The sequence below is a fragment of the Terasakiispira papahanaumokuakeensis genome (genome assembly GCF_001709345.1).
GTDB lineage: Bacteria > Pseudomonadota > Gammaproteobacteria > Pseudomonadales > Halomonadaceae > Terasakiispira > Terasakiispira papahanaumokuakeensis.
Genome location: NZ_MDTQ01000001.1, coordinates 807,157 through 828,049, shown reverse-complemented (window position 1 = coordinate 828,049; position 20,893 = coordinate 807,157). Strand labels below are relative to the sequence as shown.

General features: G+C 47.8%; 20 protein-coding genes. 16 read left to right on the top strand and 4 right to left on the bottom strand.

The genetic code is table 11. The annotated features are described in order from the left end of the window. Positions 1-14: 14 nt before the first annotated feature. From ureG to BFW38_RS03675, 4 genes are all read left to right on the top strand, one after another. Complete coding sequence (ureG, locus tag BFW38_RS03690) at positions 15-653, top strand: urease accessory protein UreG (RefSeq protein WP_068997175.1); 639 nt, start codon at positions 15-17, stop codon at positions 651-653. A gap of 182 nt (positions 654-835) precedes the next feature. Continuing rightward, positions 836-1,126 (top strand): Bor family protein, encoded by a 291-nt coding sequence (locus BFW38_RS03685; RefSeq protein ID WP_068997174.1) that lies wholly within the window; start codon positions 836-838, stop codon positions 1,124-1,126. Between the two features lie 357 nt (positions 1,127-1,483). Then, positions 1,484-2,074, top strand: coding sequence for a hypothetical protein (locus BFW38_RS03680; protein WP_068997173.1), 591 nt, complete (start codon positions 1,484-1,486; stop codon positions 2,072-2,074). Positions 2,075-2,618: 544 nt separating this feature from the next. After that, entirely contained in the window at positions 2,619-3,236 is a 618-nt protein-coding gene (locus BFW38_RS03675; RefSeq protein WP_068997172.1) for a YajG family lipoprotein, read from the top strand. A gap of 163 nt (positions 3,237-3,399) precedes the next feature. On the opposite strand, the gene BFW38_RS18415 is transcribed toward BFW38_RS03675, so the two are convergent. Continuing rightward, the gene (locus BFW38_RS18415) at positions 3,400-3,531 is read right to left on the bottom strand and encodes an integrase core domain-containing protein (RefSeq protein WP_084004434.1); all 132 of its coding nucleotides are present in this window, start codon (positions 3,529-3,531) and stop codon (positions 3,400-3,402) included. 723 nt (positions 3,532-4,254) lie between these two features. Here BFW38_RS18415 and BFW38_RS03670 point away from each other — a divergent pair. The 12 genes from BFW38_RS03670 to BFW38_RS03620 all read left to right on the top strand — a co-directional run bounded on the left by BFW38_RS03670 (position 4,255) and on the right by BFW38_RS03620 (position 17,296). After that, on the top strand, positions 4,255-4,965 hold the full coding sequence (locus tag BFW38_RS03670; RefSeq protein WP_139116547.1) for a hypothetical protein: 711 nt from the start codon (positions 4,255-4,257) through the stop codon (positions 4,963-4,965). A 767-nt stretch (positions 4,966-5,732) separates the two neighbouring features. Continuing rightward, positions 5,733-6,383: a hypothetical protein gene (locus BFW38_RS03665; protein WP_068997170.1), complete on the top strand. Its 651-nt coding sequence runs from the start codon at positions 5,733-5,735 to the stop codon at positions 6,381-6,383. 499 nt (positions 6,384-6,882) lie between these two features. Next, positions 6,883-7,425, top strand: coding sequence for a hypothetical protein (locus BFW38_RS03660; protein WP_068997169.1), 543 nt, complete (start codon positions 6,883-6,885; stop codon positions 7,423-7,425). Positions 7,426-7,461: 36 nt separating this feature from the next. Continuing rightward, positions 7,462-8,103, top strand: coding sequence for a hypothetical protein (locus BFW38_RS03655; protein WP_068997168.1), 642 nt, complete (start codon positions 7,462-7,464; stop codon positions 8,101-8,103). Between the two features lie 98 nt (positions 8,104-8,201). Next, positions 8,202-8,456 (top strand): DUF554 family protein, encoded by a 255-nt coding sequence (locus tag BFW38_RS18410; RefSeq protein ID WP_068997167.1) that lies wholly within the window; start codon positions 8,202-8,204, stop codon positions 8,454-8,456. Further along, complete coding sequence (locus BFW38_RS18405; RefSeq protein WP_218186350.1) at positions 8,438-8,557, top strand: hypothetical protein; 120 nt, start codon at positions 8,438-8,440, stop codon at positions 8,555-8,557. The genes BFW38_RS18410 and BFW38_RS18405 overlap by 19 nt, the downstream gene beginning before the upstream one ends. A gap of 209 nt (positions 8,558-8,766) precedes the next feature. Next, positions 8,767-10,416 carry a tyrosinase family protein gene (locus tag BFW38_RS03645; RefSeq protein ID WP_084004433.1) on the top strand — a complete coding sequence of 550 codons (1,650 nt, stop codon included), beginning with the start codon at positions 8,767-8,769 and terminating at the stop codon, positions 10,414-10,416. Then, on the top strand, positions 10,416-11,009 hold the full coding sequence (locus BFW38_RS03640) for a hypothetical protein (RefSeq protein WP_068997166.1): 594 nt from the start codon (positions 10,416-10,418) through the stop codon (positions 11,007-11,009). The genes BFW38_RS03645 and BFW38_RS03640 overlap by 1 nt, the downstream gene beginning before the upstream one ends. 179 nt (positions 11,010-11,188) lie before the next feature. Beyond that, entirely contained in the window at positions 11,189-13,423 is a 2,235-nt protein-coding gene (locus BFW38_RS03635) for a TonB-dependent hemoglobin/transferrin/lactoferrin family receptor (RefSeq protein ID WP_068997165.1), read from the top strand. A gap of 433 nt (positions 13,424-13,856) precedes the next feature. Further along, positions 13,857-14,972, top strand: a complete 1,116-nt coding sequence (locus BFW38_RS03630; RefSeq protein ID WP_218186349.1) for a glycerophosphodiester phosphodiesterase — start codon at positions 13,857-13,859, stop codon at positions 14,970-14,972. 60 nt (positions 14,973-15,032) lie between these two features. Beyond that, on the top strand, positions 15,033-15,455 hold the full coding sequence (locus BFW38_RS03625; protein ID WP_068997164.1) for an MAPEG family protein: 423 nt from the start codon (positions 15,033-15,035) through the stop codon (positions 15,453-15,455). Positions 15,456-15,691: 236 nt separating this feature from the next. Further along, the gene (locus BFW38_RS03620) at positions 15,692-17,296 is read left to right on the top strand and encodes a BCCT family transporter (protein WP_068997163.1); all 1,605 of its coding nucleotides are present in this window, start codon (positions 15,692-15,694) and stop codon (positions 17,294-17,296) included. 376 nt (positions 17,297-17,672) lie between these two features. On the opposite strand, the gene BFW38_RS03615 is transcribed toward BFW38_RS03620, so the two are convergent. From BFW38_RS03615 to BFW38_RS03605, 3 genes are all read right to left on the bottom strand, one after another. Next, on the bottom strand, positions 17,673-19,340 hold the full coding sequence (locus BFW38_RS03615) for an ATP-binding protein (RefSeq protein ID WP_068997162.1): 1,668 nt from the start codon (positions 19,338-19,340) through the stop codon (positions 17,673-17,675). Beyond that, a complete protein-coding gene (locus BFW38_RS03610) occupies positions 19,337-20,068 on the bottom strand; it encodes a response regulator (RefSeq protein ID WP_068997161.1) in 732 nt (243 codons plus the stop codon). Before BFW38_RS03610 ends, BFW38_RS03615 begins: the two co-directional genes overlap by 4 nt. Before the next feature lie 221 nt (positions 20,069-20,289). Beyond that, positions 20,290-20,829: a GNAT family N-acetyltransferase gene (locus BFW38_RS03605; protein WP_245686057.1), complete on the bottom strand. Its 540-nt coding sequence runs from the start codon at positions 20,827-20,829 to the stop codon at positions 20,290-20,292. Positions 20,830-20,893 lie beyond the last annotated feature (64 nt).

Here is a 20,893-nt window from a genome sequence, read left to right as displayed (position 1 = left end):
TGAGGAGATCATCAATGAAACACTGTTTACGGATTGGCGTGGGCGGCCCGGTAGGCTCAGGTAAAACCGCTTTACTGCGCCAGCTTTGTCTGGCCTTGAGAGCACATTATGACCTGGCCGTGGTCACCAACGACATCTACACCCGCGAAGATGCCGATTTTCTACTCAAGCACCAAGCGCTTGATGCCGACCGTATTCTCGGCGTCGAAACTGGCGGCTGCCCGCACACCGCGATTCGCGAAGATGCTTCGATGAATCTGGCCGCGATTGATGATTTGCAAAGTCGCCACCCGGATCTGGAGCTGGTGTTGGTGGAATCCGGGGGTGATAACCTCTCCGCCACCTTCAGCCCGGAACTGTCAGATCTGACCCTCTACGTTATTGACGTCTCCGCAGGCGATAAAATTCCTCGTAAAGGCGGCCCCGGCATCACTAAATCCGACCTGCTCATCATCAACAAAATTGATATTGCCGAACAAGTGCACGCCTCACTCGACGTCATGGCCCGTGACTCGAAAAAAATGCGTGGCGAGCGGCCTTTTGTGTTTGCCAACCTCTACGATGGCGTGGGATTAGAGGACATCATCAGTTTTATCCTCGACAAAGGCATGCTCCCAGATCGGCGCCCTAGCAAGACCTCAAAAACGATGTAATGCACAAAGTCTTCTCAACAGCCCCAACGCAAGACGCGATGATGAACCGAGCTCCGATCAATGATGTGTATTAATTTTGCAAGTGTCTCTTGTATAAAACACCTCTAAAATCAATAATAGCGCCTGCGCCAGCGAGGGCGCGCTTTGTTCATCACATGTGGCTTATAGGGAACTTTTATTCCATGAAAAAATTACTTTTAGTGGGTCTTGTGGCGGTCCTGATGGCGGGCTGCTCAAACCAACGCTTCGTTATGCAAGATGACAGCCAAAGCAACGCCGCTGATTACAAACGTGCACAGCCGTTCTTTATCAACGGCATCGGCCAACGTAAAACCGTGAATGCTGCAGAAGTCTGTGGTGGCGCCGAAAATGTGGTACGCGTTGAAACTCAACAAACATTTGGCAATGTTGTCCTGAGTGTCGTGACCTTCGGTATCTATACCCCGCGTGAAGCCCGCATCTACTGTAAGTAAGCCACATTGAATGGGGTTAACCGCATTCAATAGGTCATGCTGAATCGAAATATTCAGACAAGACCCGATAAAAATGCCCGCGATCATGCGGGCATTTTTGTCTCCCCTATAACAGGCTGATCATCGCGATATCCTCGACTCTTTATCTCGACTCTTTGCCCCGACCCTGCGCCATGATGTCACTCTACCTCAACAAAAATGCAAAACATTATCATTTTCAATTAAAAACAATTAATCACAAAACTGTCGATTTAATACCTGCATTTAGCCTTTACTATCGAAAGCACAGTTAGGTTATCGGCAGGATTTCTGACGCTTAGCTGTACCTTTTAACTCCATTAATTCAAGGATAGGATAATGGCGATTTCCGCTTCTTTCGAAGAAAAGGTTTACCTCCTAGCTTATACCGCCTATGGCAAAGATTTGACAGATATGCAAGGTGACTTCCTGACCAGTTATGGTCAGAATGATCTGCATAAAGTGGCTCAATTCTTACTGGATTCAGGCTACCTGGGCACTGATTACAGCGGTACGACAGACCGTCAATTCGTCTCTTCATTGACAGAAAGCTATGCGAATGGCCTGGTGTCTGCAGAGCGTCAACAAGTCACCAAACAGTATTTCACCAATGAACTGCAGCAAGACGGTGTCGATAAAGCAGACATCATGGTGAACATGCTCGAAGCCATGCTACGTTCAACCGACTCCGAATGGTCCACTGCTGCAAGCAACGCATATACTGAAGTGCTGAGTAACATGAATGACTTCAGTAGCTTCGCTTTTGAAGCGACACCGTCAGATGAGCTCACAGGCGTTGATGCATTCGACTTCACCGACCATCACGATGATGCTGTTGTTTATAGCCAAGCACCGGTTGATTCTCATGACATTACACTGGTCGGCACAGCGGATGTGCCTGCGCTGGAAACCGATAGCGTACTGATCTAAACATCAGACCTAAGTTAATCACGATATGTCTATCGCGGTTAACATCATAAATGCCCGCTACACTGAGCCTTTGATGTAGCGGGCATTGGAGTTTATATCACGCGATCAATGACGGCTTATCCATAACGCCCCGCCCAATACCGTGATGATACAAAAGCCTCGACAGCATTATTCAACTTATCTTAACCGCTATAGCGAGACTTAAGGTCTATTGCTCCAAAACGGTCTCATTCCTGAGTATTTGCATCTTATTGGTTTTGAACGTATAACCTACTTATTGGATGCTTGATTCTATTAATGATATAAAACAGCGCAGGGATGCAGCTTCATTTTATTAGCGTTACCTTGCTATAACGGTGATTGCTAAACCTCTTCGTACCGCCTCTCCTTGCACTCCCCTTATCGTTAATTCAATCACTTTTCTTTCCATTACTGACAGGCCATTACTGACAGAGCTAATTCAACACAAGCTAAGTCAACGCAAGCTCTGCAATTTCAGATCGCGACCTGATGACCTCCAACCGGACAGTGAGTACATTGACAGATGACCCAAAAACTCAAGCTCATGAGCCTAGTGCTCACATTACTGATCATGCAAGGCTGCTCAACACACTACATGCCTATCGCCTACACACCAGAAACCCCTCCGCCTATGCATAGCAGCCTCACCCAGGTCAAAATCGTAAGCGTTGTGGATAATCGCGATACAGATAATCACTGGTTGGGCGCAATTCGGGGCGGCTTTGGTAATCCAGTCCAATGGTTATATACCGAAGAAGAGACCGTTAAGACGGTCCAAAATGCTTTTCTAGAAGCCCTTGAAAAACGCAATTTACTGGCTCAAGGCATAAGATCAGATTACCGACTCGATGTGGAACTGACTAAATTTGATGTCAGTCAATACGTCAATAAAGAAGCCCATGCCCACTTAACGCTATCACTAGTCCAAGAAGCCACAGGCAACCAAATCTTCAGCAAGGCTTATCGAACGGACAACGAGGAAGAGACACTTGATCCTTTTGAGGCAGGCATATTGGGTAACCCTAATATATTACAGCGTATGGCCAATGAAGTACTGAGCCAGACTATCGACAAATCTCTTGATGATCCGGCTTTCATCTCGGCCTTAAAAGCAACTTACACTCCCCCTCAATCGTACTAGTCTCTACTCGAAACAGCCGGTTCTTATACCTTTTTCAATGCAAGTACCTTTGTCGATGCAAGCCAATCGCTTTAAAGTGATTGGCTTGCTTGACGTCACAGATATTGAGCCGACCTTCGCTTCAAGCCGCTATCCACCTCTCCGTTACTGAGAGAGCCCTAAACTAGGGTTTTTCACTTTTTGGCAAGGGGATAGTGCAACAACCCTCAAACAGATACACATCCAGAAATTCATATCTAAAAGAATGATTAAACCGCTCCACAAAACCATTCTGATGAGGTTTTCTAAGTTGGATATAGCGACCTCTATCCCTTTCACAGCACCACCGCTATAAAATTCAGCGGCAATCCGTTCTGCTCCATTATCAACTCCGACTTGTTTCGGTAGAGCACACTCTGCTCCAGTGACTCCAGTATTCGGGCCACGTCCCCCTCCAGAAGTCGGGTATCCACTATACGAGATATACCTCAACAAATGTCTGAAAAATTCTCATCACTCATCTCAAAACCTTAGCCATTGACCAATAAAAATAAATTAGACATCCCGCTATTCAAGTATCAGCATTTGATACACTTTCGATAGCCGATGTAAAAAAGCTAAAAAATGAGCATTCATCAGACAAAAAATAAAAATATAAATCCATAAAAATCTCAAAATATGAGATATAAACTAGTCATAAATTGTCATTAGAAGTCATAAAGCGTCTAACAATTATCAAAAATAATGAAAAAAGAATAAAAACCAACAGACAAAGCCACTGCCATCACAAGCTCATCGCTCATAAGAAAAAATAGAAAAACCAATAAAATCAAATAGTTATAAAATCAAATGGAAATCAAAATCAAAAACTAAGCCGCCGAAAAGATTCAATAAATATATGTTTTCAATTTGAAATATTTGATTTCAAAAAATAATTCAACTTTTTTCATAAACCACTAATATGAAAGCTCATTCACAATAACAGCCATGTGCAATAAAGCCTTATTGATCAAGTCAACTTCATTTATTCAAGGATAAGATGATGAAAAGTTTCACACCTCATGAAGATAAAACATATCTCACGAGCATTATCACCAGTGATAAAGAAAGCCCTACTGTAACTGGTAATGAAGGGCTTGAAACCACGACACAATCTATCGCAAATGCCTCTATCTCAAACAACGACTACGACCCATTTGATGATTTTGACCTCAGTAAAATCATTCAATTACCTGCAGAACTCTCTGACGACGATCTCTCGGACTATCTTCCCCAAAACCCCAACGTTCCCGATCCCGGTGATCTTGGAGACCCCGTAGATCTTGAAATCCCTGTCTCCGGCGATGACGTTAACGATGTGTCCATCTTCACTCACTTTGAGGGCGATACTATCGACCCAGACACAGACCTCGATCCGATTGGAGGGTTAGAAGTTAAAGAGGCTCCGCCCACTGGGGTATATGAAAGCGGAGAGATGGCTGACTTTGAAACCACGCCGTTACCAGAGGATGGAATCTTCAGAACAGAAATCTGGCCATTAGAGGTATCCGGTCAGGATAGTGGGCCTATTGTCAGCGATGAGGTGGCTGACTTTGAAACCACACCGTTACCAGAGGATGGGATCTTCAGAACAGAAGGTGGTCTATTAGAGGTCTACAGTCAGAGCACAGGGTCTATTGAAAGTGGTGAGCTTGAAGTGGTAGGCACCATGCCATCGTTTCCAGCTGAGACGGGTGAGCTGCTGATCTAAGCTGCCCTCTCAATTTTATCGTATGTTTTATCGCAGTTAATATTACCGATGCCTTCTACATGGATATTATTCAGGTAGAAGGCATTTCGTTTGAATGAGCGACACACTCATCTCTACACTCATCTATTCCGAAACGCCTCATCCTAGTCATTACCAAAACGATACAACCAGTCTCTTCACGAATCTCCAGTCTCTTGTAAAACCTGATCACTGAAGTCGATGGTCAGTTCAAGCCGTTTAACTACACCATGAATAAGCCTATAGCCAATGGGGAGGGAGAGGTGTAGGGATTCGCTATACCACTTTCATAAAACCGACAACATCCATATCAAAACGGCAAAAGTACGACTAAAAATATCACCATTTGAGACTCATATCGTCTCACTAAAAAAACCTCTATCACACCATAAGTTTCACATCCAAACTCAACCAATACCGATTGAAATCCTTTAAAAAAACCTAAAAACCTATCAAAAAATACGTTCTCAAAATACGATATAAAAATTCAAAAAAACCAACAAATCACGAGACACACTATAAAAAAATACAAAAAATTAATTTCAAAAGTGATCACAGTCACCTCCAAAATCAAGGCTCAATAATAAAGTAAACCCCATAGAAAGACGCATCACAAAACCATCAGAAAAGATAAAAATCTGATGCAGAATTTGAATCTTAAGATTCAAAAAAGGCAAGATCCCGTGTAACTCTACACGGCTTATGGAAGTGTACTATCACGCTTAAATCAACCAAGAAAGGAAAGAACCATGGCATTATTTAAATCTCAAAAAGAAAACAACAATTCATTTTTTCATGATAATGATGATGTTGTCATCTTTACGCCCTACGAAGGTCAACTTGACCTGAGTCGAGACCTTGATCAGATCGATGGCATTGAAATTACCGATACAACGCCTTTACCTAAAGCAGTTGCTGATGATGCAAATGACGCGGTTATCTTCTCATCCAGTGATGATGGGGGTCTTGATGACATCGACCTGAGTGACTATGAACCTATGGAGGACGTTGAACTTCCTGACGTAGCCGAATTACCTCACATTGAGGCATCTTTCTTCAAGACGCTTGAAGGCGATTATTCCGACTTGTATGACACTGATATCCCTTACATCGGTGGTCTTGAAGAAACCGAGTCAATGCCATTACCGAAAGCCGTTGCTGATGATGCGAATGATGCGGTTATCTTCTCATCCAGTGATGATGGAGGTCTTGATGACATCGACCTGAGTGACTATGAACCCATGGAAGACGTTGAACTTCCTGACTTAACCGAAGTATCTTTCATCAAGACGCTTGAAGGCGATTATTCCGACTGGTATAACTCCGACATTCCTAACATCGGTGACCTTGAGTTGATCGGTACAACACCGTTGCCAGAAACAGGCGACCTGTTGGCCTAAGTCATACCCAGTACTTTATCGCGGTAATATCACCAGTACCCTCTATATGACTTGGTGTCATGTAGGGGGTATTTGGCTATTCAATAGAGATAAAATTTAGTAAAAACATCATATATTGATATTGAGTACGATCACGCTCACCAATTCACTCATCTATTGACTCACTGACCCTCAACAACCTCTCACCGCTCACTGACCTCGTCACCAAAACCCATAAAATACTCCACAAAAAAGTCTTAAATAATGAGACTTAAAAGCAACTCGATGTTTAAAAATCATATCAAAAGTGACTGCAATCACTCATTAAATACTGATTTCACTCTATAGTAGAACCATGAAATACACCTCTAAAACCAATATAAAAACACTAGAATTCAATGATTAAAAAACAAAATTCAAAATAATCATTTTAATTAAAAATTACGCAATCAATTGAAAAGACAGCTTACTTCACGCATAAAGCATGCGTATTCTTAGCTGACTTTACGGGGATATCATTATGAAAAATTCAGCATATTTAGAAGAAAGAATCTATCTTTTGGGCCAAAATTCTTATATCAAGGAAATCCTGAATGGCAACAGTCAAGACAGGATCAACTCGCCCTTTATGCCAGTTGAAGGCGATATTCTTGAGCTGAATGACGATATTAAAACTCACAATATGGGCGATTTTGAAGGTCTTCCATTCCCCGGTAACAACCTCTCCCTCTTCATGCCCGTTGACGGCAATACCTTTGATCAGAAGGCTGCCGTTGCCCCCCGCGAGACGAGCGTATTTGAAGGCTTCCCCTTCCCTGACCGTCATGTCTCTATTTTCATGCCGGTTGACGGTAATCGTTTCAACCGAGAGACTGACATCGGCACCTATGAGATGAATGCACTTGAAGACCAACCATTTCCCGACGGGCATATTGACATCTTTATGCCGGTCGACGGCAATACCTTCAATAGAAAGGCTGACGCTGACAACCGCATACCGGAAGGGAGCGTGATTTCATTGCCTGCAGAGGATGACTTCATCTTCAGACATTCGTGCATTTAACACGACATTCAGCAACCGTATATTCAGGGAGTTTTTATGTGGCATTGGCTTCAGTCCAATACTGCCGCCATTACTGCAATAACCAGTTTAATTTCAGTAATGATTTGGCTGATCTATGCTCAGCTACTCTATCAAAACTATCGCCGACAACGACGCCCTAAAATGATCATCAGCCAAGTGGGTGAACGAAGCCCAAAATCGATGTGTTTACTGAGCAATATGAGCCAAGAAGCACTTTATATCGAGTCGGTTCAAATTGTGGTCACTTCTAAACAAGACGTTTTTTGTGACAATGTCACAGACTTTGTCGATCAAATGGAAGATATTGAAGGGGTGAGACCTGGTAATGGCACTTGTCAGGGGCCCCTTGCCTCAGGCGACAGTCTCACAGTGGGCACATTTAGTCATTTAATCGAGCGCGCGTTAACGCATATTCAACAACATCCTCAAACGTCGACAACTCGGGAAATTCATAGCGAAGAGATTCAAGCCATTACCCTACGCATTGTCGCGACTTATGGGCCCGAGAAACGCCCCGTCGGAGCGGCACGTACCTTCACGCTTGATCACTCACATCAAGAAGGCGCCAGTATGGCACCCGAGCGGGTTTATACGGCTCAATATAACCATTTTTATAATCGCCGGAAGGTAGCTCGTTGGTTACGCGCGACTTATTAAATCTCCCTTTACGGTTCAGCAAGACAAGGCAAAAACCGGTGAAGCAATGCCGTTGACATGTTACCAATGAGTATTCTAAGCCATTTTTTAACACCGTATTGTCGAACATAGGCATTTCAGGCAATGCCTACTCAAAGAATGCTTTCATCAATAGCGGCGCCATTATTCTTGGTGGGCTGGCAGGCCCATTACTGTCCAGAATTATTTCACAACGCTTGCAAGATGGCCTGCCCCCAACATTTGCGCTCGCCTCAATGGCCATTGGTATCACGATGATCATCAAGGCACATTTTATTCCTGTCGTCGTCATGGCATTAATATTGGGAACAGCGTTATGGTGGCTGTCGGGCTAAGAATTGCCAAAATCATGAATTTTGCAGTCGTTAATTTTCTACCGGCACTTGTCTTGGTATTACCTTTCTCTTACCTCTGGCGTCATTTTTTGGTTAGTTGATCACTCACGAAGGCACATATTTAGGCGCTCTGCAATGAATCTCGTCAAAAGTCGCTCAAGTGCTGGATATTTGATGTGACAACACCTAGACATATAAGGCTGGCAAGTAAATCTAGCCTTACTTGTGACGACAGGGATATGTCGGTTCAAGGTACCGCAGTACCTGACGTCATCAATATAACTGCACTATGGATTCGGGGATACTCAGGATGACGTTTTCTAAACCCTCAACGCAGGTATCTTCTGGGGTATTAACCACCCACTCAGGCGCTCTTTCTGCTCACTCAGGCAGCATTTCCAGACGAGCCTTTATTGCCGGGAGCACCTGCTTGGCCGGTTCACTGTCACTCCCTTTCAAAGCGATGGCGCAAACCGCGCCTGCCATTCGCTACGAGGCGAATAGTCCGCAAGGACAACAGATGCTTAAGAGTTATGCGGTCGCCATCAAAAAAATGCTCGCCTTACCGACCGATCACCCGCATAACTGGTTTCGTATCGCCTTTATCCATTATATGGACTGCCCTCACGGCAACTGGTGGTTTTATGTCTGGCATCGCGGTTATATCGGTTATGTCGAACAAATCATTCGCCACTACAGTGGCAATCCCTCTTTTGCGTTGCCTTATTGGGATTGGACCGCATCCCCACAGATGCCCGATATGATGTTTGAAGGGGTACTCACACCGACCGATAGCGCCTATGGCGAGATGACGCAGAACATCGAGACCTTCACTCAATCGATGCAACCAGCGCTTCAACGCTATTGGCAGTCACTCAATAGTGCACAGAGAGAGCAGCTCAAGCACCGGGGTTATCAAACCTTTGATCAGTTTTGGAATGGGGTCACCGGTTATGACCCTGAATCAGGCCAATACATTCCCGGCAATGCCGCCTTCGCTACGATGCCCACATCACGTTATCTCAGCCGGGCAAACCCTAACCTCGATGCGAAAACTGCCCATGCTTGTTCCCCGCAAGTTGTCGTGCCAGGCCTGAAACCGACACGGTTTTATGATGGCGACAATATGGTGAATAGTTTCTGCAGCTCGAAAACAAATTCCCACAATCATCATACGGGGGGAACGACTTTTTCAGTACTGGAAGGTCAGCCCCATAACCAAGTGCATAACAATATTGGGGGAGTCCCGACATGGAACCCTGGGCCATACGGCAATATGACCAATTTTTTATCGCCGGTAGATCCTATTTTCTTTCTACATCACGCGAATATGGATCGGCTTTGGGAAGTCTGGGAACGTAAGCAACAAGTCATACAAGAGCCGACTTTACCCACAGACCCTGTAGCGCTAAGACAGTTAAAAGAAGAACCCTTTCTGTTTTTCTTTAATGCTCAAGGCGACCCCATACTCAATGGCAAAGCGGGAGATTATCTGAGCACTTCAGCCTTTAATTATGTGTATGCCCCAGGTTTTATTGATCCCGCCATGGCTGACAACGTCACCCGAAATGCGGCGATGATACAAGGCACAATTCAAGGTGATAAAGCGAATGTGACCCTACAACAAGCCCCAGGGAAAACGCTATTTGCCGTTATCACATTCCAAAGAAGTACCGATCCCAGTGCCCCCAGGCAGTTTGATATCACACTGAATGCCCCTGAGGGGAAAATGCGCTTAACCCCAGAGGATCCTCACTTTGCCGGCATTATCAGCTTGTTTGGTCCGGCTCATGGGAAAGCCCACGACGTCACCTTTATTGTGCCGATCCCACAACACAATCAAGTCATTCAGCAACTACAACAACTGAAAGGCAACCAATCACTGCAACTGAAATTTGATTTAACCCACGATCAAAATACAGCACCAGCAATCAAGGCATTGCACATCCAGGCGCTATAATGCGACGCCAAGTACACAGCAGCGCTACACGCGATGCCACATCACAAGCAGCCCAGAGGGGCTGCTTGTCTAACCGCTTGCGTTATTGTGGTGTCAACGGGATTAAGGCACTGTGCCAAATCGGCTTATGCATAATAGGCCTAAGCCTACAGAACGTTTCAACGTTAGCCTCTGAAACGTCAGCTTCTGAAACGTCAGCCGCTGAAACATTGACCGTTGAAGCACAACAAGCGCGCCCCTTAATCACCCACACGGGTCAGACGAACACCTTGCCGTTACCACGCCCTCTTAACGCCGGTGAAAGCCTCATACTGGTACTGGAAGTTTCAGCGTTACAACCCGGGCAAAGCATTATCATCAGCCAGCCCTCAGGACAGTTTATCGGCGAAGTCACGCCATTTGGCCCGCAAGCTCGACGTACTGGCGGTACTTATTTGATTCCCATCACGTCAAAGCCAGGAGCAGACCACATCTCTTTTCAAATACAACGCTCTTCCAATCACACCCCAGCAGCCACCCCACTTCAGCACCATAACGTTAAGACCTACATCAAACGAATGGAACTTCGAATCCTGCCCGCTACACCTCAATAAATCACGCAAACTCAACGCTCTCCACTGACTCAAGTCAGGCGTTGCGGACGGCCATGCCATCGGCCTCAAGCGGTCATTCTTAATCAATCTTAATAAGATTAAAAGCCAAACAGTTTTGATAATTATTATCAATTAAGTATCATTGTCATCATTCTAATGATGACGCAGGAAACTTAGCGATGACCCCGAAATACTGGCCAGCAGCGGCCTTGAACTGTGTAATGCTCACTTGTGCGCTCACCCCCAGCAGTTGGGCAGTCGCGGAGAGCGATACAACCGCGCCTCAAACGTCCTCCGCAACGGAACTTGATCATGTCATTGTGAAAGGTGAAAAAGGGCCCGAACAAGACATCACCGCCCATGCTCATGCTGTCGGTATCACCCAGAAGATTGATGCCGCGACTTTAGAGCGCAACATCAGTACGGATCTTTCCGATGCGTTGCGTTACGAGCCAGGCGTCACCGTCAGCGGTAACAACCGAGGCAGTATCGGTAGTATCAATATTCGCGGGCTTGACGGCGACCGCGTCAAGCTGCTGGTTGACGGATTGGAAATGCCGGATAGCTACACCCCACAAAGCGCCAGTTACCTCAATTCAGGGCGCGCCAGCCTAGATCTCGACGCCGTCGGCGAGATGCAAATTGTCAAAGGAGGGGACATCAGTGCAGGGTCCGGGGCCATGTCTGGCGTCGTGCAATTTAGAACCAAACGACCTGATGACTTCCTCGCGCCACAAGGCAATGACACTTATGCCAGCCTCAAGGGCAGTTATCGCAGTGATGCCAACCAATTCTCACAAACCGCCACACTGGCCAATCGAAGTGGACGATTAGAGTCCATGCTGCTTTACACTCACCGCAGTGGCGATGAGCAAGAGAATTACTATGGTGATGGTGACGGACAGGCACTAGGCCCCAGCCGTCGCGCGGTCGACCCTGGAGAAGACACCACACACAACTGGTTGGGTAAGCTCATTTGGCATCACGACAACCAAAACCAGTGGGGACTGACCGCTGAACACTTCAAAACTGAATCGGATTATGATCTTTATTCAGAGACCACCGCTGACCGCCCCCAGCAACAAGACGACGAAATCAAACGTAAACGCCTAAGCCTGTTCCATCTCAATACACAGCGCAATGTCATGTACGACCGCCTACGATGGCAGCTGGATTACCAACAGGCTGAAACGAACAGCTTCACCGATAACCCCAGCACCCAAAACCTCTATAACCGGGGCTATGAACAAAAGGACTACCAACTTAAGGCCGATCTGACCAAACAACTGGGAGATCACCAACTGAGCTACGGCGGTCAGTATATTCACCGGACCTACGAAAACCTCAGCCGACAAACCAGTGAAGGGGTCACAACCACCAGCCGCTTCTCGCCCAAAGCCAAAGGCGACTATTACGGTCTTTACCTGCAAGATCATTGGCAAGTGACCAACAGCCTCAGCCTGCTACCCGCCATTCGCTACGATCATTACAAGATTGATCCAGAGACCGATCAGCACATCACAAACAGCTGGGATAGCAACGAAGATGACCGGGTGACCGCCCAGCTGGGGCTCAATTGGATCATCAATGACATCACCAGCGCTTATGCCCGTTACGGTACCGGCTTTAGAGCCCCAACGCTGGAAAATAGCTTTTATTACTACGAAAATGCCGGATCTTTTGGTGGCTTTAACTTCGGCTATGTCATTCGCCCCAACCCGGACCTAAAGCCCGAGAAAAGCACTTTTGCTGAAGCCGGTCTACGTTTTGAAGGGCGTCTGGGCAGTGCTGAGCTGGCCATTTATGACAACCACTACAAAGACTTTATCCAAAAACAATTCAGCCTTGGCGCAACAGCGCAGTACCCGACCGGAACCTTCACCACCGTCAACCTGAATAAAGTCAATATTCATGGCGTTGAACTCAAAGGTGAACTTGATCTTGCCGAAGCTCTGAACCAATCCAACCTGAGCGGTTTGACACTCAGCGGCGCCCTGGCCTACGCCAAAGGCGAATATGATGATTACGAAGACAGCGAAGGTAATCGCACCCGTAATGTACCGCTAGATAGCATAGCGCCCATGCAAGCCTCAGCGGCGCTCGCCTATGATGCCGATCATTGGGGGAGCGCCTTGCACATCACCTGGACCGATGCCAAAGACGCAGGCGATATCAGTGACCTCAATGATACCGGTTTAAATGAAGTGTTGGCCCGCCCCAGCTACACCTTGGTCGATCTGACAGGTTATGTCGATGTCATGGATCATCTGCGTCTGAGCGCTGGCGTCTACAACTTGCTGGATAAACGCTACTGGCAATGGGACGATGTCCGCGGCTTAACCGCCAACCAAAACCTAGATCGCTACACCCAGAGCGGACGCAACTACGGTGTCAGCGCTCGTTACACCTTCTAACCCCTCAAACACCTAAACACACCCAAAAACCATGCGGTACTCCGGGCCACCTGACATCAGGTGGCCCTTCTCCTTCAGAGACAATCAACCCGCCCATCACACCGACTGAATTAGTCACGTCTTAGATCACCCTTTTCAGAAGACACAGGTCGCCACGCTCATATTAATCACAAAAAATAATCAAAATTGGAATTAATCATAAATTTAATATTAAATGAACAAACAAATAAAAATCTGTTGTCATGGTGCTGCCATGGAATGATGGCATATGAACACCATAAGCACAGGAACACATGAACACCATAAAGTGTTAAGACAATGAGAAAGGTGCCCGATGATCAACCGAAAACCAGGATGCACTTCCCGAACCACATCACGCGCTCAATCCATACTGCAGATGCGACGCAAGCCATATTCCCTGATGAGCCGATTAGTGCTCAGCGCGTTATTTTTGTCACCTGCCGGGTGGGCGGATACGCCTGAGATCAAAGCTGGGCAAGCCCTCTCACACCGCCTAGAAATGCCCAATCCGGCGATCATTGCGCATAGAGGCGCCTCCTACTATGCCCCCGAATCCACGTTACCGGCTTATCAACTCGCACGAGCGCTGGGCGCAGATTATTTGGAACTAGATTTACAACGCACAAAAGATGGTCATTTAATCGCCCTTCACGATAACAACCTCAAACGGACCACCAATATCGAAAGCGTTTTTCCCGAGCGGGCCAACGACCCGGTTAGCACATTTTTACTGTCCGAGCTGAAACAGCTAGACGCCGGGAGCTGGTTCAACGACGCCTACCCCGATAGAGCCCGTCCGCAATTTGTCGGGCTTAAAATCATGACGCTGGACGAAGTCCGACAAGTCGCAGAACAGGGCAACAATCATCCTGGGCTTTATATCGAAACTAAAAGTCCTGACCTCTTTCCTGGCATCGAGGCAGATCTCAAAACGTATCTGGCGGCTCATCGTTGGCTCGGCGATCAAGCCCCAACCCAGCCTGACAACAGCGCCGATGTGAATGTCCGCTTCACCGATAGTCGCGTGATGCTACAAACGTTTGAACGCTCAAGTCTGAAAGCGCTGCAATCGGCCATGCCGGATGTTCCCAAAATTCTACTTTTATGGGGCGGCAGTGATTACATTAAAATGGCACAGCACCCACCGAAGGGCGAGCATGAAAGTACTGCCGATTATTACAGTCGCTTAAAGGTCAACGCCCCCAGCGATTATGCCCAATGGCTCGAATTTGCCCGCGACAATGGCGCCATCGGGGTGGGGCCTTCGACAATCCAAACACCGCACCAAAGTGACTTTGCTCGTCAATTCAGTTATATGGATCTCGCCATGCCGTGGATGGTCAACATGAGTCATCAGCATCAGTTGCTCGTCCACGCCTATACGGTAGATCATATCGATGATGCTTATAATTATCGCAACCGTGGCGTAGACGGCTTTTTTACCAATCGCCCAGCGGCTTTACTGCAAGCCTTTGATCGCGCGCCGGAGCAAACACCGCAGGCATGGCTCGAACAACTGGGCTATTGATCATGCCACCATAAGTCATACGCCATCACTCGCCACACACTAGATTTGGAGACCATATTGATGGAGATCACAACCCCCGGTGTACTGACCAATAGCGGTATTTTAGCGATCTTGGTGCTGTGGCTGGTGCAATGGTTTGTCGCCAGCATGACCAAAGCTTCCCAACCGGGCGCCATTCCGGGCAAGATTGATGAACACCTCAGCCACGACTCATTTGTCTTTCGAGCCCACCGTACGTTTATGAACTCACTGGAAACGCTGCCGATGTTCCTCGGGGCCGCTTTTCTAGCGAACTTCTTAGGTGCTACAGGCTTGTGGACCGGGCTTTTGGTCTGGACCTTCTTCCTCGCACGACTGCTGCATATGGTGCTTTACTACGCCATCGCGACCGAACAAAACCCCAGCCCCCGAAGCTATGCCTTCATGCTGGGGTTACTGGCGAACATCGGGGTTTTGATGATCTGCTTGATCAGCCTGATTTAGCCCTAGGCGCAGTCATCCTCATATTTGGCGCACGTCATTCACACTTGGCTCGCGCCCTCTTTTCCACTGCGCTCACACCCTTTGCATCCTTTCTTATCACAAGAACCGCAGAGAAAAACCAAAAATCTATATTTTTTTATTATGATATCTACTAATATTAGCGCCTTATTTTCCCGCCCAGCGCATTTTCGTGACTTCATCACCCTATATTTCTCACCCACAAGGTAATGCACTCAATGCAACCTGATAGGCTGCTCCGCAAACGCGGACTATTTTCCGGTACCCATGCAGGCATGGGCATCGCGGCAATTGCGATGATATTGGCTTTTGTCCTCTTTACTGTACTCAACGTTGATCTTGCCAACACGGTCTACAACGACATCAAGCAATGGATTCAGCATACGCTGAACTGGTATTACATCGGCGTGGTCAGTAGCGTACTGTTCTTCTCAATTTGGGTCGCATTTAGCCGCTATGGCAAATTGCGTTTAGGCCCGGATGATGAACCTCCTGAGTTCAGTTTCTTTGCCTGGTTTGCCATGCTCTTTAGCTGTGCGATTGGCGTCGGCATTCTCTTTTGGAGTATTGCTGAACCCTTGACGCACCTACAGGGCAATCCTTTTATCAAAATGGAAGGAATTGCGCCCAACACCCCAGAAGCGGCTCAAGTGGCGCTGAGAATCACGCTTTTCCACTGGGGCATTCACGGTTGGTCCATTTATATTATGGTTGGCCTAATGGTCAGCTACTTTACTTATCGCCGCGGCCTTCCACTGACGATTCGTTCAACGCTTTACCCGCTCCTGGGCGATAAAATTTATGGCCCGATCGGTCATGCCGTCGACTTGCTCGCTGTATTCAGTACCCTTTTTGGCACCGCCACAGCACTGGGATTAGGCGCCTCTCAAATGAATGCCGGGCTGAATTACCTGTTTGGTATTGAGGTGTCGACGACAACTCAGCTGATTCTGATCGCTGTGATTGCGTTAATTGCCACCATCTCCACCCTCTCCGGATTGGAAAAAGGGATCCGTTTACTCAGTGTCTGGAATATCCGGATCAGCGCCGTACTGGTGGCATTTTTCATTCTGGCCGGACCCACGGTTTACCTCTGCGGCCTGATGGTCACCAGTTTAGGCGACTATGCCGCTCACGCCATTCCCATGGGGCTTTGGACTAACCCTGATCCCAATGACCCTTGGCAAGGTTGGTGGACATTGTTCTATTGGGGCTGGTGGCTCTCTTGGGGCCCGCTGGTGGGGCTCTTTATTGCCCGTATTTCGCGGGGTCGCACCATTCGTGAATTCTTGCTAACGGCGCTGACAATTCCCGTACTGGGCGGCTTTGTCTGGATTATTGCCTTTGGGGGCACCGCTTTACATATTGAGCTCTATGGTGCTGGCGGCTTGGTCGATGCGGTGAACCAAGATATGACCACTGCACTATTTAAAACCATCGAAGCGCTCAATGTCGGTTGGCTCACACAGCCTATGGCTGCGATTGCTGTCATCATGATTATGACGTGGTTTGTGACCTCAGCGGACTCGGGAACGCTTGTCATCTGTACGATTTTATCGTTAGGAGACCGCCATCCGCCGTTGCGTTTTCGCGCTATCTGGGGCTTGATTTTAGGTGCCACGGCCGGCGTCCTGCTATTAGCCGGAGGCCTGAAAGCGCTCCAAACAGCCACCATTGCGGCAGCGCTGCCTTTTTCTATCGTATTACTGGCCATGGGCGTTGCGCTGGTGCGGGGCTTCCGAGATGAAGCCAGCGGCATCACTTATACAGCCCATGATATGGCTCATAGCACAAAGCCATTGGCTAATGGGGCTAATGGCTAATGGCTAATGGCTAATGGCCAGTCATGCCAGCGACAACCGCTCAAAAAGCACAAGCCGGCATGCGTAAACGAACAAGAACAACAGCGGCATTCGCATCCATGAAGCTCACAACAACATCCGACATACTGACCAACATCGGTATTTTAGTGATTTGTCCGGTGAGTTTGATTTAGGACTTAGTGCAACGGCTAAGCGTCCTCCAATCGGCGCCCACCTAAGACACAAAAAAAAGACACAAAAAAAAGCACCGGAAATCACCCCGGTGCTCAATATCACGATCACAACACGACAAACGACCGACAACAGAACCTGATACTTTAAAATTGGAAGACGGCCTCATAAACGACCCCGACATCAAGGGACGCGTTAGACACCGTTATGGATGACGTATTGGCCATCGCAATGTAAAGCATGCCCCACCTAAGTGGCTGTCTTCCAGCGTCACCTCGCCGCCATGCCACTCAGCAATCTGCTTCACAATAGCCAAGCCTAAGCCATGGGTTTTCGTCTGATTGCCACGATTCGACTCAGTGGACAATAAAGAGCGCGCCTCATTATTCAGTTGTCGAAACGGCTCAAAAACCTGCGGCTTCATCACATCAGGAATCCCTATCCCATCATCCTCAATGCTCAAACAATAATGAGTGTCACTAGACGCTAAGCGAATACGTACCGTCGATGCCGCATAACGCACCGCATTTTCGGCTAGATTGTTAAAGGCTCTTAACATCGCTTTAGGGTCGACAAAAATGAGCCGGTCCACCACATCATGAGCGACCACCCATTCAAACAGTAAGTCAGGATGGGCCATTTGCAGTTGATTCAATTCAACACGCAATGATGATGTCAGATCAACAGAGTGAAAGTGCACAAGATCCACCATGCGCCGATAACGCGACAAGATCAGCAGCTGCTGAATCAAATGGTCTAAAGCCTCCAGGCTACTGGCCACACTCTGCTCATAACGGGCCCGCTCAACGGCATCCAGCTCACACGATTGCAGCATTTCAAAGGCAAAATCGAGCCGGGCCAGCGGTGTACGTAAATCATGTGCGACCGCATTGGTCAGCTCGCGCTGCCCTTGGATCATCTTCTCAATCTGATCCGCCATTTGATTAAACGATTGCGCTAACGGCGTAATCGCTGACCAGCGGCCAAGGGTTGCCCGCTGGCTCAGAGCGCCTTCACCAAAAAAAGCTGCGGTGCGGGTCAGGCGTTTTAAATCACGCCATAAAGGGGCAACGAAAATCAGCATACATAGCGAAATGCCCCCGACAAAGATCGCAATCATCATGCCCACAATCCAGAGATGATGCACAGATTGCTGTGGAATGGGGCCCGCCATGAGCACCTGATAAGGCATCGGTTGATCATGATCAGCGGCCACTTCGGTTGGCATCGACAGTTTCAAGAACAAAAACGAGCCCTCATCAGAGGCGTGCCAAACGCGTCCCTGCCGCTCAAACTGTGACTGCTGATCGATAGAAAGCAACTTATTATCGGCCGCCGAAAGCTGCTGCGGATCGATCAGTTGCAAGGGGAAATCAAAGTGAGGGGCCAGGGCATCAAGTTCACGCGACCATTGTGTGGGTGGCAATGCCTGAAAACGGGCCAAAATCAAGTTCAACGGGCCTTGGGCCTGTCGCATCACCTTACGCTGTTCAGACTCATCAAACATCAGCACCACGAGCCAAGGCGTCGAGCCAATGCGCTTGACGATAGCGGCACTGCCCGATTCTTCAATGATTCGATAGCCATCGGTGGGCAATGAGCGCCACTCATCCCCCATATCCGTTTCAGTCACCAAGCGAATATCACGACCAAACTTGTCGGCAATCTGAGAAAAATGCAACGGCCATTGTGATTGTGGCCACTGCGCTAAATCTTGTTCCAGTAAATAAAAAGCACCGCCAAAAGTCGTTTTTAAATAATCCGAATCAGCCCATTGATTTAACATCCGCACCGGGTTGTAACTGTTGGAAAACAGCAGAAACAACATCGGGATAAATACCACCAACCATACTCGAAGAAATAGTCGAATCAAGACTCATCACTCAACGCAGAGGTGGGATTTCCGCCCGGTAGACATAATAAATAGCCTTTCCCCCTCACCGTCTTAATAATTTGAGGTTCAAGGGGGTCATCCTTGAGTTTGCGGCGAAGTCTAGAAATTCGGCGATCAATCGAACGGTCCAGACCATCATAATCAAACCCGCGCAGATGCTGAACGATCGTCTCTCGCGTCACCACCTGACCGGCCTCAGCTTTGAGCAGCGCCAGCAGATCAAACTCTGCAGTGGACAGGTGCACCTTTTGCCCTTTGAGCACAACACTGCGCGATGAGAGATCAATATGTAGCAAGGGCGAATTAAAGACCTCCCCGGCTTGATTGACACCGTCAGCTGCACTCAATGTTGCCCGGCGCAACAAAGCCCGAATTCTCGACAGTAACAACCGTGGTTTAATCGGCTTAACGATATAATCATCGGCCCCGAGCTCCAACCCAAGCATCTGATCCACATCATCATCCAATGCCGTCAGCATTAAGATGGGGGCACTGTAGTGGGGCCGCACTTGCCGGCACACCTCAAGGCCTGATAACCCCGGCAGCATAATATCCAGCAAGACCAAATCAGGACGGGTGCCCAGAATGCATGACAGGGCACTGGGGCCATCCCCGACAACCTGTACGTCAAAACCATGCTTATGAAGATAATCCTGAATCAAAGAAGCCAATTCGGCATCATCTTCAACCAATAATAATGAGGCCATCACAGGGGGCGTTGGCGTCTCAATCAAAGGGGTCTCAATCAAGGTCCATCACCATTGAGTGGTGTAATTCAAAGGGAATAATGAAACGTATGGCCTATATATTGCCATGCTTATGTCAGGCCGACCGCCAGTATTTTGTGACACTTTCAGTCGTTTGTGACACTTTCAGACAGCCGCTGAAATACCCCTCCCATCGCTGAAACACCTCACTTTTCTGAGATTCAGAGAACCGTATTGCCACTGCCCCCGGCCTCTTGCGCAAAGGCTTCCAAGGCATCCCCCGCCAACCGATAAGTCAGCCACTCATTCATCGGCTTCCCCCCAATACGGTCGTAGAAGTCAATGGCGGGCTGGTTCCAATCTAATACTTGCCACTCAAAACGCGCATAGCCTTTGGTCACGGCCATTTGTGCCAAATATCGCATAATGGCTAGGCCTGCGCCTAAACCGCGAAAGGCCTCGCTCACATATAAATCTTCTAAATGCAGACCATGACGGCCCAACCAGGTTGAGTACGTCAGGTAATACACGGCAAACCCAATGGGCTGGCCGTCATACTCACAGATCAAGCCATAAGCCTGAGGCTGATCGCCAAAGAGACACTGCTCAATCATCGGCACCGTATTCACCACCGCCTCAGGCACTTTTTCATAAGCCGCTAAGTCCTGAATAAACGCAAGGATAATCGCCGCATCAGCACGCTCGGCAGGGCGAACAACGACTTGATCCGCCGCTTTGGAAGTCACATGAGCTGTCATCATCACCGCCTTATCATCTCAATATAGGGATTATTACATCTTTATTGAATGCCCATTCAACAGCCAT

Excerpts from the sequence above, each read along its gene's own strand:
- BFW38_RS03605 (WP_245686057.1), bottom strand. The coding sequence starts at position 20,829 with ATGATGACAGCTCATGTGACTTCCAAAGCGGCGGATCAAGTCGTTGTT.
- BFW38_RS03625 (WP_068997164.1), top strand. The coding sequence starts at position 15,033 with ATGGAGATCACAACCCCCGGTGTACTGACCAATAGCGGTATTTTAGCG.
- BFW38_RS03610 (WP_068997161.1), bottom strand. The coding sequence starts at position 20,068 with ATGGCCTCATTATTATTGGTTGAAGATGATGCCGAATTGGCTTCTTTG.
- BFW38_RS03660 (WP_068997169.1), top strand. The coding sequence starts at position 6,883 with ATGAAAAATTCAGCATATTTAGAAGAAAGAATCTATCTTTTGGGCCAA.
- BFW38_RS03620 (WP_068997163.1), top strand. The coding sequence starts at position 15,692 with ATGCAACCTGATAGGCTGCTCCGCAAACGCGGACTATTTTCCGGTACC.
- BFW38_RS03675 (WP_068997172.1), top strand. The coding sequence starts at position 2,619 with ATGACCCAAAAACTCAAGCTCATGAGCCTAGTGCTCACATTACTGATC.
- BFW38_RS03655 (WP_068997168.1), top strand. The coding sequence starts at position 7,462 with ATGTGGCATTGGCTTCAGTCCAATACTGCCGCCATTACTGCAATAACC.
- ureG (WP_068997175.1), top strand. The coding sequence starts at position 15 with ATGAAACACTGTTTACGGATTGGCGTGGGCGGCCCGGTAGGCTCAGGT.
- BFW38_RS03685 (WP_068997174.1), top strand. The coding sequence starts at position 836 with ATGAAAAAATTACTTTTAGTGGGTCTTGTGGCGGTCCTGATGGCGGGC.
- BFW38_RS03665 (WP_068997170.1), top strand. The coding sequence starts at position 5,733 with ATGGCATTATTTAAATCTCAAAAAGAAAACAACAATTCATTTTTTCAT.
- BFW38_RS03635 (WP_068997165.1), top strand. The coding sequence starts at position 11,189 with ATGACCCCGAAATACTGGCCAGCAGCGGCCTTGAACTGTGTAATGCTC.
- BFW38_RS03680 (WP_068997173.1), top strand. The coding sequence starts at position 1,484 with ATGGCGATTTCCGCTTCTTTCGAAGAAAAGGTTTACCTCCTAGCTTAT.
- BFW38_RS18405 (WP_218186350.1), top strand. The coding sequence starts at position 8,438 with ATGGTGGCTGTCGGGCTAAGAATTGCCAAAATCATGAATTTTGCAGTC.
- BFW38_RS03670 (WP_139116547.1), top strand. The coding sequence starts at position 4,255 with ATGATGAAAAGTTTCACACCTCATGAAGATAAAACATATCTCACGAGC.
- BFW38_RS03640 (WP_068997166.1), top strand. The coding sequence starts at position 10,416 with ATGCGACGCCAAGTACACAGCAGCGCTACACGCGATGCCACATCACAA.
- BFW38_RS03645 (WP_084004433.1), top strand. The coding sequence starts at position 8,767 with ATGACGTTTTCTAAACCCTCAACGCAGGTATCTTCTGGGGTATTAACC.